This window comes from Bradyrhizobium sp. McL0616, from assembly GCF_049993385.1.
In the GTDB taxonomy this organism is placed as follows: domain Bacteria; phylum Pseudomonadota; class Alphaproteobacteria; order Rhizobiales; family Xanthobacteraceae; genus Bradyrhizobium.
This window is the reverse complement of the sequence record NZ_CP188255.1, coordinates 2933831-2946536: the sequence shown is the minus strand read 5'-3', so window position 1 is coordinate 2946536 and position 12706 is coordinate 2933831. Positions and strand designations below refer to the sequence as shown.

Here is a 12706-nt window from a genome sequence, read left to right as displayed (position 1 = left end):
GGCTCTCGGCCGTGGCCCCCGACCAAGTTTCTGGTGATTTTTGCTCTCGCAGGTGCCGGCTGGGCGCCTGCGACTAGAGCGAATTCTGCCGCTGGCGTTCGCGTACACATTCGTAGTTTTCCTGTTTTTCAGTTTTGATCCAAAAGCATTGATTTGGACCAATCCCTTTGTGGTCAATTATCTGACGCAAAATCTGGCCAATGGCTGGACCGAGCATTTCTGGTCGCTGTGCGTTGAAGCACAATTCTATTTGGCGATCGCGCTCGTAGTGTTGGCTGCAGGACGCAAAGGTCTGTGGATCGTGTGGCCCGCGTGCCTGTTGATCACGCTGCTACGCATTAACGCGGGGGCATATCTCGCTGTACAGACACACCTTCGCGTGGACGAAATCCTTGCAGGCGCATGTGTGGCAACCATCTATCGTAGTCGAATTAGCTTCAAAGGTACGCATCCGGCCAGCACCCCGGCCAGGCGCGCCGGTCTGCCGTAGCGCTCAGGCGGCAGCCGCTTTGGACCTTCGGTCCGCCTTCCAAATCCACGGGAGCAGGTCGGCGACTCTGTTGATGGGGTAATCCGGAAGCCTGGCCAGCACGTCAGCGAGCCAGGCTTGCGGATCAACGTCGTTCATCTTGCAGGTTTCGATCAGGGTATAGACGGCGGCGGCACGATTGCCGCCAGCATCTGAACCGGCGAAGGTCCAATTTCGTCTTCCGATAGCCACGCCGCGTAGCGCTCGTTCGGCAGCGTTGTTCGAGAGGCAGACGCGTCCGTCGTCCAGGAAGCGGGTAAACGCCGCCCAGCCGTTGAGCAGGTAGTTGATCGCCTTTGCAGTATCGTTGCCTGAGGAGAGCAAGGTCCGCTGCTTGCGCATCCAGATCTCGAGATCAGCAACGATCGGCGCGGACTTCTCACGACGCACCGCAAGTCGCTGTTCCGGCGTTTTGCCGTTGATGGTGCGCTCGATCTCGAACAGGATATCGATGCGCCGCACGGCGTCGCTGGCAATCGGCGCCTCTCCAGACTTCGCCAGATCAAAGAACTTTCTTCGGCCATGGCTCCAGCAGGCCGCTTCAAGGATTGGAGCCGGCTTCCTTTGGGCCTTGTAGAGCTGGTTATATCCATCAAGGGCATCGGCCTGCATCAGGCCCACATAGCCGGCAAGATGGCTTCGCGGGTGCTCTCCAGCCCGGTTGCGCGAGTAGTAGAACAGGGCCGCCGGCGGATCCGTGCCGCCAAACGGCCGGTCATCGCGAACATAGGTCCAGATCCGGCCGGTCACCGTCTTCAGCTTGGCCAGTACCGGCACCGTCGTATCGTCGGCGTGGATGCGTTCCGCGCTCATGACGTGGATCCGGATGGCCTCAATAATGGGATCGAGTGCTACCACGCAGGTGCCGACCCGATCCGCGAGGGTCGAGACGTCGATCTCGATCCCCTCACGAGCATAAGTCTTGCTCTGCAGGTTCAACGGCTGATGCAGCAGGAACTTGTTGACCAGCACCATCGCCACCAGGTTCGGTCCGGCAAAGCCTCGCGGGATCGGATGGGAGGGCGCCGGCGCCTCTGTGATCGCCTCGCAATCCCTGCAGGAGAACTTTTCGCGGACGTGCTCGATAATCTTCCAGCGCCGCGGCTCGCATTCCAGCGTCTTTGATATCACCTCGCCAAGCTTGTGCAGCCGCTCGCTGCCGCACTTACCACACGCGCAAGGCGCGGGTTCGACGATACGTTCGACCGGCAGGTTATCCGCTAAGGAGCGTCGCGACGGCCGTGGATTCTGCCCGTGCTTCTGTTTGGCGGCTTCTGGTGCTGCGAACTCGGCTTTGGTTTCCTGCTCCGCCTGAGTCTCTTCAAGATCCTCGATGGCAAGTTCGAGCTGCTCGACCAGCAGCTTGCCACGTTCAGAAGATTGCCCGAACTGTTCTCGCCGTGCCTTGGCCAGCATCAGCTTCAGCCGCTCGATTTCCAGCCGGCCGACGGTCACTTCGCTCTTCGCCAGCGTCAGCTGTTCGCGCTGCGCAATGATCATCGCATGCGCAGCGGCAAGGTCGGTGGGAAGCGGATCGGCGTGCGTCGTCACGAAGACGAATCAACCATATTCGTCGCAAAAAATCTCGCTCGATTTAACCGGAAGCCTGTGGACGCCAGGTTGCCTGCGGCATCCGCCAGTCGATGCCGGACAGCAGATAGGAGAGCTGCGCAACGCTGACCGTTACAACGCCGTCCGCCAGTGATGGCCACACAAAGCGGCCGCGTTCCAGCCGCTTGGTGAACAGACACGCGCCCTTGCCAAATGATTTTGATCAGGTCGCCGCGGCGACCCCTAAAAACGTAGAGATCACCAGCGTGCGGATCACGCTTCAAGGTCTCCTGGACCAACCGCGCAAGGCTTGGAAAGCCGCGGCGCATATCGGTGTGGCCGGTCGCAAGCCACACCCGCACATTACCCGGTATGGCAATCATCGGCGCTCAAGCACATCGAGGACCCGCGCCAGCGCTTCTCGATCGACGTGCGCATCCACTCGGATACGTCGCCGGTTGCCAAGGTCGATCTCGATCAACCCAATACGCGCGGCCACCACAGATCGCCCTCGGCTATCACCCGCAGGTAAAAGCTTCGAAGTTTCTTCCGCTTCCGTGGCGGCGATGTGCACCGGCGCAAAAGATGGTACGACCTGTTCGGATGTCCGGGCTTGTCGACGCCAGGTAAACACCAGGCTGGCTGCTACTCCGTTGCGACGCGCGACCGCAGTCACCTTTGCGCCCCGCGCCAGCGTCTCCTCGACAATTCGCGCCTTGTCATCCTGCGACCAGCGCCGCCGCCGCTCCAACCCGCCCAAAACCTCGACTCGCATCGCCCGATGACCTTAAAGCTAGACTTAAGGTCACAGGCTTGGCGAATTACAGCGCGTCAGACAAGACGGCGCTCGTCGGATGCGTACCTTCAAAGTTGTCCCCATCGTCATGTTCGCCGTTGCCTTGTTGTAGGCAGTTTCGGCTTGGCCGCTAGCGGGCGCGTTCCAGTATTTCCGCTCGTATGCAACGGCTCTCTTGCTGCTCGCTGGGCTTCAGTACGGCGCAACCTGATCAAAGCTTTTGGCGCGAATAGCGACGCCGGCGCATTTCATTTCATCGAGTATGGAAATCAAGAAGGGCGTACTACGACGTTCGACGGCTACGACTACATTGCGAGCTATAGCGATCTCATCCAGGCCTATGGAGCCAACGAACAGGCTGGGGCAGCTCATTTCATAAATTTTGGGTCAGCGGAAGGCCGAACAACAACGTTCGATGGATTAGCCTACACCGCGCAGTACACCGATCTCATGAACGCGTACGGCGCAAATAATGAAGCTGGTGCGGTTCACTACATCACGTATGGAGAGCGCGAAGGTCGAAGCGACGCTGGCTTCAATGTCGCGGCCTACCAACAAGCACATCCAGACTTGATTGGGAAATTCGCAACGAACGATGCCTTTCTGACGGCATACATCAACACCTATCACAATACAGGCGAATTTCTAGTCTAAATCGTTGGCCTTATGCCTAGCAGCCTGTTGAAGAAACTCAGCCGCGTTCACAAACGAAGGCTGAATCGTGGATCGCGGCCGGGGTCATTATCGTCGTGGTCTTCCCAAGAGAACTCCGCGCAGGGCGCGGACGTTTTGCCTTGAGCATCCGACCAGATATCATCCAGGTAAGAAGGAAAACAAAATGCGCTCGCTTGCGCGAGATTGAACCTTCAGTGCCCCGAAGAACAGGCTACTTGAGCTAGCTGCTCAACAGCGTAAACTGGCAACCTGCAACCTTAGCGATTTGCAGCTTGGCCAGCTAATTCCATCGCCAGGTCCAAAGTCGCAATTCCAATTTGATCTGTCGGACGAGATACGCAGCGCCGGTCCATCCACGCGACAATCGCGGTGAAATCGCCCCCGCCGACAATTTCCCTCTCGGCACTGACATTCAGCCCGCTGACGAAGCCCACAACCCAGGATTCAAACGCTGCCTTTACGACCGGGTTCTTCTTCCTATTCAACCAGCTGGTACAAGATTGCGAGCCAGCGCCAACGATCGTTGATCCAGCATTCAGGCACGTTATCGGCAGAAGTAGAATCACCACAATAGCAAGCGCTCGTTCCATCTTTACCTCGAACCGGAAAACGGCCACTTCCAACAAGGTTACATCCGACAATTGCTTATGTCAGCCTAGATCCTTTTGATTTGCCGAAATTCCACTTGTGCCGTCGGGCAAAACAGAAGTTTATAGGGTGCTGGTCCTGCGAAGCTGAAGGAGCAGCCCTATGGCAGAGGAAGTCCAAGCGTCTACTAGCGAGCTGTCGAAGATCGCCCGGCTCAATGGCGACTTCAGACGAAATTACGGCATTTTCCTCGGCGCCCTTCTGTATCTGAGATCTATCAGCGCAGCGCAGGGGCGATCCTTGCTTTGGGTCGGCCTGACACCGGTTATCTGCTCAATTTTGCTAAATTGGGTCGGCAAGCATATCTCGTCGCGGTTTGCTTGGTTATAAAATCGGAACGCAAATGTCGTCGCGGAGGCAAACCGTGGCCAATGCACTGATCGTTCGTCCTCGGTCTGATGTTTTGTCGCCGACAAGAACAGGGCGTGCCGCCCAATATGTACGCTGTCGACGGACGACCAGCGAGATTCGACGCAATACCAGGCGGCTGATGGCCAAAACCAGCAGCGGGAAGATGTAGTTCATGTAACCTCCACGGCTTCGAAGATTTGAGCGATGCTGCCACAGGACCGAGCTATTTAGCCCGCGCAATGTTTGAAAGCCACCGCGGTCCCTCCCAACCGGCTTAGTCCTCATCCGTTGCACCGCCTCACGCGCTTGAGGCCGCGGCGCTGCCGCGAAAGGGCTGCCTTCTCGTATCGCTCCAGCGCCGACAAATCTCTTATTTGGCCCCCTTCAGCACCCTGAATTACAGCCATGATTAGATGTAGTCTAAGTTCACGGAGGCGATCCTGTCTATTCCTCGCTCGGGCAAGGTCTTGGAATGCCATTTCCATAGACGCACCATTCAGTACCGCCGCAAGGGCTTCGTCGAACTCATCGCGACCAGAACCAGCCGTTTCGTCCCTACGAGACAAACCATGCCGATAAGCGTTGCGGCTCGATGCAGCTTTGCCAGCACTTGTATGCGGGCCGGTACTCTTCGCTGCGTTTGCCCGATTGGCTTCGATTTGTCGGTTTGACGCCAATGCGCCTCCTTGCTTTGGCTAGTTGAGTAAAGATTAGCGCCGCGATATCAGTCCTTGGTCGCGGACGACCGGAATCCGACTGATGTCGAAGCGGGGCTATGTCGAGATCCCTGCGTCAAGAAGGGGAGTGATGAACGAATGGAGGTTCGATCCATCAAACAAATAAGCTGCGATGCCGGCTGCTTGCGCCGCAGCAAGATCGCTCTGCTTGTCGCCGATCATGAAGCTAGCGCCAACGTCGACCGGATACCGCTCGAGTAATGCTTTTATCATGCCAGGTTGCGGCTTGCGGCAGTTGCAGAGGACGCGGTATCGCGCGATTAGGCCATCGGGATGATGTGGGCAAAATTCGAAGGCATTGATATGCGCACCGATATGAGCGAGCTCACGCGACATCCATTCGTGCAGACTGCGAACGTGCCGCTCCTCATAGAACCCCCTGGCAATTCCTGATTGGTTCGTAACGACAAACGCGAAATACCCAGCGTCATTGACGGCCTTTACGGCCTGTTGAGCTCCTTTTACCCACCGGATCTTGTCCGGATCAGAAGCATAGCCGTCATCCTCATTGAGGACGCCATCGCGATCAAAGAAAACTGCCGGACGCATTAGATCTTTGGCCCAAGTTGCTCGGAACCAACATCTTCCGACAATCAGTGCTCTTTTTCAACATGTCACTCCGTCAGGCATTTGAGCTCGGGCCTCGGGTTATTTTCTTTGCTGCTCCTTCATCGATTGGCTTCGTTTTGTTGCTTTGATGCCGTGCAGACTCTTGCCGACCTTGCGCTAAAGCGGTCGAGAACAGAGCCATTCGCGTCCCGAAACGAGCAATAAGATTGCTGCAGAAAGGACTGGCATTCACCTGCGTTTGGAGCGTTACTGATTCGAACGGGCGCATAAAAAAGGCCACGCGCCGGTATCTCGCCCCGCAAGTCCGGGGCTTCGAGCAGTGCAGCAACCTGGCTGCATTGTACTTGAGTAGGAGAGACCGGTGACATCAGTTCAAACGAACGGCCCAGCAACACACCCTCGGATCATCACCTTCAATCCTCAGGATCGGCGCCATTTCATTGGTGGCTCAGATGCGCGCATCATCATGGGCACCGACGCGGACGCTCTCGTACGGCTGTGGCGGGAAAAACGCGGCGAGGTCGGTCCGGAAGACCTTTCAGACAACCTGATTGTTCAGCTCGGAACGGTAACCGAGGTGCTCAATCGCGCCTGGTACCAGAAGTCCTCCGGCCAAACGGTCAAGGACATCCAGAAGCGGGTGCGGCATCCTATCCATAAATGGATGGCGGCAACGCTGGACGGCGTGGTCGAACAGACCGGCGCGGTGTTCGAGGCCAAATTCATGCTGCCATGGGCGTTCACCGAGGAAGCTGCGGCTGAGAAACACATGGCGCAATTGCAGCACAACATGTGGGTCATAGCAGCCCGCAGCGGGGTGCTATCGATCGTCACCGGTGGTGGCAAATGGGTCGAGATCAAGATTCACGCCGACCCGCTTTACCAGCACCTCTTGCTCACGGCCGAGAAGAAGTTCTGGCGCTGCGTCCAAAGCGGCGAGCCGCCCATCCTATTCAATATCGAGACACCACGTCCGCGGCTGGAGGCGGTCAAGGTCGTCGATATGTCAACTTCCAATCAATGGGCGGATCTGGCCGCCGCTTATCTTCGGACCCGCGACGCGCATGGGGAGCATGAGACCGCCAAGGCGGACCTGAAGAAGCTGATGCCGGAGGACGCCAAGGAGGCGACGGGCCACGGCATCAAGGCCAAGCGTTCAAAATCGGGGGCAATCAGTTTCGAGGCCCGGCTCACGGAGGGATCCCATGCATCAGTCCAGTGAGCGCATCGGCACCATCGCAGCCGCCCTCGCCCGGGCTCAGGCCGAACTCATGAACCCGGAGAAGACCCTCACCGCTGTCATTCGGTCGCCCTTTCCGCGGGAGGACGATCGAACGTTTCGCTATGCGTCACTCGCCAGCGGCTTGGACATCGTCAGAAAGACCTTGAGCCAGCAGGAGATCGCAACGATCCAGACCACCCGGGTCGAGCAGCCGACCGGCCACATCCACCTCACCACCCTGCTCGCACATGCCTCCGGGGAATGGATCTCCTCAGACTGGCCGGTCTGCGCCAGCAAGAACGTGGAAGCGCCGCACCGAATGGGTGCGGCGCTGACCTATGCCCGGCGCTACGCCCTGTTTGCCCTGGTCGGGATCGCCGGAGAGGACGATATGGACGCCCCGGATGCGATTGCCGGGCCTCCCGCCGCTACCGAACCACAAGCCGCCCCAAGACCGAAAGGAAAGCCGTCCAAAGAGATCCTGAACCGGCCGCCGGTTCTGCCGCCGGAACGCTCTGCGGAGCTATTGGATAGGCTGCTTGGCGAACTCGCCTCCAAACGAGATAGCGACAGCCTACTCACCTGGGCCAAAGCCAACCTGCCCCTGAAGAACACGCTCCTGGCGGCGGACGCCCGCATTCTCGAAGACGCCTACCAGAAGCGGGTCGAGGACGCGGCAGTTGCCGAACTCGGTGTTGGAGGGCAACAGCCCGCGCCGGTCGACGAAGCTTGCAGCGGGCCGCCTTGGCCAGAACTCGAGGCGCTTATTGCTCGCGCCCCCGAACAGCAGCAGACCGGCCTTGCTTTCCCGAAGGAGCCGCGGCGAATGCGCAGTAAGGTGCATCTTGCGTTCGTTCGGAGCCGAGCCTGTCTCGTCTGCAAAAAAACGCCCACCGATGCCCATCATCTAAAATTTTCTTAACCACGGGCGCTCGGACGCAAGGTCAGCGACGAATTTACGGTCCCTCTTTGCCGGTCTCATCATCAAGAGCTCCACCGCAATGGAAACGAGAGAGCATGGTGGACCAACGTGCAGATCTCGCCTCTACCCATCGCAAAGAAGCTTTGGGACCTAAGTCCGGTCCATGCGACCGACCAAGCAAACACAACCAAACAAGTTCTCGGATCACAACACCCGCCAGAGGCACCGCGTCAATGAATGGGCATTCCGACAGCCGTCCGTCGCAAGCCGTCACTGCCTTACCCATCGAGTTCGAAGCCTTACGTCCCGCCCCTCAACTGCTGCCCGGAGAGAGCCTTGATCACTATCAAGCGCTCCAAGCAGCAATTTTTCAGGACATCGCTCCACGGTCAGCTATCGAATGGCTCCTTGCCATCGACTCGCCGAACTATCTTGGGAGATGCAACGGTATCGAGTGCTGCGACACCGGCTTCTAAAAAGCTATAGACAGAAAGCCATAGAGCTGGCGCTTCGACGTATCGACATGGTTGGCATCGCTCCGAAATTGCAAGATATAGCCGAATTCTACACTCTGCAAAATGCCCTGGACTGGCAGCTTGATCCGATTGCCGCGACCGATATCGAAACTAGGCTTGCTTCGTACGGTTTTGATCAACACACCGTCAGCATGGAGGTCTATGTCCAGGCCCGCGAGGCGTTCTCTATCTTTGAAGCGTTGCTGAATGGCACTCAGCTTCGACGCCTCTTATTGCTGAAAGAGCTCAATAGTTTTCGACGAGATCGATCGGAACGGATCTTCTCCGGCAACCGGTTCAACGGGGCCACTCGCCGGTCGGCATTTCATTCACCACGCGTAGGTGAGGCGGAATTATGATCCAAGCTCGTCGAGCTGCGGCCAGCATCGAGCCCATCTAACGCTATATACAATCAATACAACGCCGTGGGGCGTAAGAGAAGTTTTATTGGTGTGCGCATACCGGCTTGGTTTGCCAACGATACCTTCGGGTGCAGTCACAAGCCTCCAGAATTCGCGGAATACTCGTAATCGTTGTAAGTTTGCCTCAAACCTTCCGCGAGGGAAATCTGCGCGCGCCAGCCGAACCGGTCGCGCCGGCTGACGTCGAGCAGCTTGCGCGGCGTGCCGTCGGGACGCGAGGTGTCAAAACTGATCTCGCCACCGTAACCGACGACTGCGGCGACGACGCGCGCGAACTCGGCGATGGTGATGTCTTCGCCGGTGCCGATGTTGATCAGCTCCGCGCTCGAATAGGTCTTCATCAGGTGCACGCAGGCATCGGCCATGTCGTCGACATAGAGGAATTCGCGCCGCGGCGAGCCGGTGCCCAGACCACGACACTCTCTGCGCCAGCGACCTTCGCCTCATGAAAGCGCCGGATCAGGACGGCGACGACGTGGCTCAGTTCGAGATGATAATTGTCACCGGGGCCGTAGAGATTGGTCGGCATCACGCTGATGAAGTCGCGGCTGTACTGGCTGCGATAGGCCTCCGCCATCTTGATGCCGGCAATCTTGGCGATCGCATAAGGCTCGTTGGTCGGTTCCAGCGGGCCGGTCAGCACCGAGTCCTCGCGGAGCGGCTGCGGTGCGAGCTTCGGATAGATGCAGGAGGAGCCCAAAAACATCAGCTTCTCGGCGCCGTTTTGATGCACGGCCTGGATCACGTTGGCCGCGATCGCGATGTTGTCGTAGATGAGCTCGGCACGCAGCGTGTCGTTGGCGACGATGCCGCCGACCTTGGCAGCGGCAAGGAAGATGACCTGGGGGCGTGTCTTGGCGAACCAGTCGAACACGGCGGCCTGGTTGCAGAGATCGACCTCGCCCCGGTCCACGGTGACGAGCTCGACGTCTTCCCGCGCCAGCCGGCGCACCAGCGCACTGCCGACCATGCCGCGATGGCCGGCGACGTAGACGCTTTTGCCCTTCAGCTCAAACGGTGCGTTTGCCACCGGCCGCGTCCCGTTTTGCCTCAGCCAGATCGCTCGTCATCATCTCCTCGACGAGCTCTGCAAACGTCCGCTTCGGCTTCCAGCCGAGCACCGGTGATCAGAGCCACCCGCTGGGTCATATTTTCCATCGATTGTTTTAGACGGGCATCTAGCGAGTAGTTTCGAGAATCGCGCATACCTCTGAACTGGGCGGGCACCCTGGTCAAGCCTAAATCTCGGCAACTCGGGCTTCAGGGAACAGCTATAAAACGAGTAGATAGAAACACAAACTTGCTCATCGCTATCCGTTATCTAGGAGTCACCTCTTAGTATGTCAGCTTGAGATAGGGGACTCTTGCGGAGGCTGAAGGACAGCTTTGAGCAAGGAAAAGGCGACCTCACCCGGGTTCCACATTTCAGCAGCCTTCACGAACAGAACCATCGAATTCACCCGACGAACTTAGTCCTCCGCACAGGTCCAACTGGCGATCAAAGAACCAATGCCGGGTGTTCGAACAACTCATATTCGGTACCAAAGAAACTCCTTGCATAGCTCGAACTGTTCAGCCATCACCTCGGTCAGTCAATTGGAAGCACCAGCAGCCCTGTCTGACAAACGTCAGTATGTGGTTGTCAGTCCGAAGGCAGATCACCTTTTTGGCCATTCTGGCAATGTGCAGCTCTTGAGCTCCTGAATCATTTTCGACTAGGTTTGAAATCTTCTCCGTCTGACAATCGGTCTGCATTCGAGCTACCCGAAACCTGATCCCGCTCCCGAATGTTCAGAATGCACACAGGCTTGAAATAAATCTGGCGCTTATTGAGTTAAATGATGACGCGTCTTTCGCATCTCACCTTGCGCAATTTTCTGATCGCGCTCCACGACCTGCTGGCGACCACGGCGGCGTTGTTCGTCGCCTTCTATCTGCGTTTCGAGGGCGGCGAAGGCTTCTTCGACCGCCTGCCGCTGCTGTTCCAGATCCTGCCCTACTTCCTCGCCTTCAGCGTGGTCGTGTTCTTCGTCTTTAACCTGACGACGACGAAATGGCGCTTCATCTCGCTGCCCGACGCGTTGAATATCATCCGCGTCGCGACCGTGCTGACGGTTGCCCTGCTCGTGCTGGACTACATCTTCGTCGCCCCCAACGTCCGCGGCGTCTTCTTCTTGGGCAAGGTGACGATCGTCCTCTACTGGTTCATCGAGATCGCCTTCCTCAGCGCGTCGCGCATGGCCTACCGCTATTTCCGTTACACTCGCGTGCGGCGTCATGCCCGGATCGCGGATGCCGCACCGACGCTGCTGATCGGCCGTGCCGCGGATGCCGAGGTGCTGTTGCGCGGCATCGAGAGCGGGGCGATCAAGCGCATCTGGCCGGTCGGCGTGCTGTCGCCGTCGAACTCCGATCGCGGCCAGTCGATCCGTAGCGTGCCGGTGCTGGGCGGCATCGACGACATCGAGGACGTCATCGCCGACTTCGCCAAACGCAACAAGGCGATCGCACGCGTCGTGATGACGCCGTCGGCGTTCGAGCCGGAGGCCCATCCGGAATCGATCCTGATGCGGGCACGCAAGCTCGGCGTGATCGTCAACCGCATGCCCTCGCTGGAGAGTGGCGATACCCCGCGGCTCACGGCCGTCGCGGTCGAGGACCTCCTGTTGCGGCCGAGCGAGACAATCGACTATGCGCGCCTCGAAGCCCTAATCAGGGGCAAGGCGGTGATCGTCACCGGCGGCGGCGGTTCGATCGGCTCAGAGATCTGCGAGCGTGTCGTCGCCTTCGGCGCCGCGCGCCTCATGATCGTGGAAAATTCCGAGCCGGCGCTCTACGCGGTCACCGAGGTGCTCGCGGCGCAAGGTGCTGCTGCCGCGATTGAAGGGCGGATCGCCGACATCCGCGACCGCGAGCGCGTCATGCGCCTGATGGCCGAGTTCAAGCCGGACATCGTGTTCCACGCCGCAGCCCTCAAGCATGTGCCGATCCTCGAACGCGACTGGAGCGAGGGGGTCAAGACCAACATCTTCGGCTCGATCAACGTTGCCGATGCGGCGCACAGCGCCGGCGCCGAAGCCATGGTGATGATCTCGACCGACAAGGCGATCGAGCCGGTGTCGATGCTCGGCCTGACCAAGCGCTTCGCCGAGATGTACTGCCAGGCGCTCGATCACGATCTTGCGGCAGGCAGCGGCGGCGGCAGGCCGCCGATGCGGCTGATCTCGGTCCGGTTCGGCAATGTGCTGGCGTCGAATGGCTCGGTGGTGCCGAAGTTCAAGGCCCAGATCGAGGCCGGCGGCCCCGTGACGGTGACGCATCCCGACATGGTGCGCTACTTCATGACCATTCGCGAGGCCTGCGACCTCGTCATCACGGCGGCAACGCACGCGCTCGGCACGGCACGTTCGGATGTGTCGGTCTACGTGCTCAACATGGGCCAGCCGGTCAAGATCGTCGATCTCGCAGAGCGCATGATCCGCCTCTCCGGTCTCCAGCCCGGCTACGACATCGAGATCGTGTTCACCGGCATGCGGCCGGGCGAGCGCCTGCACGAGATCCTGTTTGCGTCCGAGGAGCCGACCCGCGAGATCGGTGTCGCCGGCATCATGGCCGCGCAGCCGAACGAGCCGCCGATGCAGACCCTGCGCAAATGGATCACGGCACTCGAGCAGGCGATCGCGCGCGACGATCGGACCACCATCCGGACCATCCTGAAAGACGCAGTTCCGGAATTCGGGTCGACCGCGGCCTGACCATGCAGTCTCA

11 protein-coding genes and 4 pseudogenes are annotated in these 12706 nt (G+C 58.9%); 7 read left to right on the top strand and 8 right to left on the bottom strand.

The genetic code is table 11. The annotated features are described in order from the left end of the window. Positions 1-40: 40 nt before the first annotated feature. Complete coding sequence (locus ACPPVR_RS13990; RefSeq protein WP_426614775.1) at positions 41-490, top strand: hypothetical protein; 450 nt, start codon at positions 41-43, stop codon at positions 488-490. A 3-nt stretch (positions 491-493) separates the two neighbouring features. Here ACPPVR_RS13990 and tnpC read toward each other — a convergent pair whose 3' ends face one another. From tnpC to tnpA, 3 genes and pseudogenes are all read right to left on the bottom strand, one after another. After that, entirely contained in the window at positions 494-2029 is a 1536-nt protein-coding gene (tnpC, locus tag ACPPVR_RS13985) for an IS66 family transposase (RefSeq protein WP_426616105.1), read from the bottom strand. A 94-nt stretch (positions 2030-2123) separates the two neighbouring features. Continuing rightward, positions 2124-2409: pseudogene (tnpB, locus tag ACPPVR_RS13980) on the bottom strand (IS66 family insertion sequence element accessory protein TnpB). A 50-nt stretch (positions 2410-2459) separates the two neighbouring features. Then, entirely contained in the window at positions 2460-2855 is a 396-nt protein-coding gene (tnpA, locus tag ACPPVR_RS13975) for an IS66-like element accessory protein TnpA (protein WP_426614774.1), read from the bottom strand. 144 nt (positions 2856-2999) lie between these two features. Here tnpA and ACPPVR_RS13970 point away from each other — a divergent pair, with 144 nt between their 5' ends. After that, positions 3000-3530: a hypothetical protein gene (locus ACPPVR_RS13970; RefSeq protein WP_426614773.1), complete on the top strand. Its 531-nt coding sequence runs from the start codon at positions 3000-3002 to the stop codon at positions 3528-3530. 278 nt (positions 3531-3808) lie between these two features. Here the strand turns inward: ACPPVR_RS13970 and ACPPVR_RS13965 are convergent, their stop codons facing one another. After that, on the bottom strand, positions 3809-4168 hold the full coding sequence (locus tag ACPPVR_RS13965) for a hypothetical protein (RefSeq protein WP_426616104.1): 360 nt from the start codon (positions 4166-4168) through the stop codon (positions 3809-3811). A gap of 133 nt (positions 4169-4301) precedes the next feature. On the opposite strand from ACPPVR_RS13965, the gene ACPPVR_RS13960 reads away from it, so the two are divergent. After that, complete coding sequence (locus ACPPVR_RS13960; protein ID WP_426614772.1) at positions 4302-4529, top strand: hypothetical protein; 228 nt, start codon at positions 4302-4304, stop codon at positions 4527-4529. On the opposite strand, the gene ACPPVR_RS13955 is transcribed toward ACPPVR_RS13960, so the two are convergent. Next, the gene (locus ACPPVR_RS13955; protein ID WP_426614771.1) at positions 4524-4724 is read right to left on the bottom strand and encodes a hypothetical protein; all 201 of its coding nucleotides are present in this window, start codon (positions 4722-4724) and stop codon (positions 4524-4526) included. The genes ACPPVR_RS13960 and ACPPVR_RS13955 overlap by 6 nt on opposite strands. A gap of 599 nt (positions 4725-5323) precedes the next feature. Continuing rightward, positions 5324-5836, bottom strand: a complete 513-nt coding sequence (locus ACPPVR_RS13950) for a D-glycero-alpha-D-manno-heptose-1,7-bisphosphate 7-phosphatase (RefSeq protein WP_426614770.1) — start codon at positions 5834-5836, stop codon at positions 5324-5326. A 382-nt stretch (positions 5837-6218) separates the two neighbouring features. Here ACPPVR_RS13950 and ACPPVR_RS13945 point away from each other — a divergent pair, with 382 nt between their 5' ends. The 3 genes and pseudogenes from ACPPVR_RS13945 (at position 6219) to ACPPVR_RS13935 (ending at position 8875) form a co-directional block, all read left to right on the top strand. Further along, complete coding sequence (locus tag ACPPVR_RS13945; RefSeq protein ID WP_426614769.1) at positions 6219-7079, top strand: YqaJ viral recombinase family protein; 861 nt, start codon at positions 6219-6221, stop codon at positions 7077-7079. After that, positions 7063-8238: pseudogene (locus ACPPVR_RS13940) on the top strand (ERF family protein). Before ACPPVR_RS13945 ends, ACPPVR_RS13940 begins: the two are co-directional and overlap by 17 nt. Before the next feature lie 286 nt (positions 8239-8524). Further along, positions 8525-8875 carry a hypothetical protein gene (locus ACPPVR_RS13935; RefSeq protein ID WP_426614768.1) on the top strand — a complete coding sequence of 117 codons (351 nt, stop codon included), beginning with the start codon at positions 8525-8527 and terminating at the stop codon, positions 8873-8875. A gap of 137 nt (positions 8876-9012) precedes the next feature. On the opposite strand, the pseudogene ACPPVR_RS13930 reads toward ACPPVR_RS13935, so the two are convergent. Then, positions 9013-9908 (bottom strand): annotated as a pseudogene (locus ACPPVR_RS13930) (GDP-L-fucose synthase family protein). A gap of 40 nt (positions 9909-9948) precedes the next feature. Next, positions 9949-10059 (bottom strand): annotated as a pseudogene (locus tag ACPPVR_RS13925) (GDP-mannose 4,6-dehydratase); the annotation flags it as partial. 720 nt (positions 10060-10779) lie between these two features. Between ACPPVR_RS13925 and ACPPVR_RS13920 the strand changes: the two are divergent. Further along, positions 10780-12693, top strand: a complete 1914-nt coding sequence (locus ACPPVR_RS13920) for an SDR family NAD(P)-dependent oxidoreductase (RefSeq protein ID WP_426614767.1) — start codon at positions 10780-10782, stop codon at positions 12691-12693. Positions 12694-12706 lie beyond the last annotated feature (13 nt).

Coding starts and splice junctions, on each gene's coding strand:
- tnpC (WP_426616105.1), bottom strand. CDS start 2,029: ATGATCATTGCGCAGCGCGAACAGCTGACGCTGGCGAAGAGCGAAGTG.
- tnpA (WP_426614774.1), bottom strand. CDS start 2,855: ATGCGAGTCGAGGTTTTGGGCGGGTTGGAGCGGCGGCGGCGCTGGTCG.
- ACPPVR_RS13960 (WP_426614772.1), top strand. CDS start 4,302: ATGGCAGAGGAAGTCCAAGCGTCTACTAGCGAGCTGTCGAAGATCGCC.
- ACPPVR_RS13955 (WP_426614771.1), bottom strand. CDS start 4,724: ATGAACTACATCTTCCCGCTGCTGGTTTTGGCCATCAGCCGCCTGGTA.
- ACPPVR_RS13950 (WP_426614770.1), bottom strand. CDS start 5,836: ATGCGTCCGGCAGTTTTCTTTGATCGCGATGGCGTCCTCAATGAGGAT.
- ACPPVR_RS13935 (WP_426614768.1), top strand. CDS start 8,525: ATGGTTGGCATCGCTCCGAAATTGCAAGATATAGCCGAATTCTACACT.
- ACPPVR_RS13920 (WP_426614767.1), top strand. CDS start 10,780: ATGACGCGTCTTTCGCATCTCACCTTGCGCAATTTTCTGATCGCGCTC.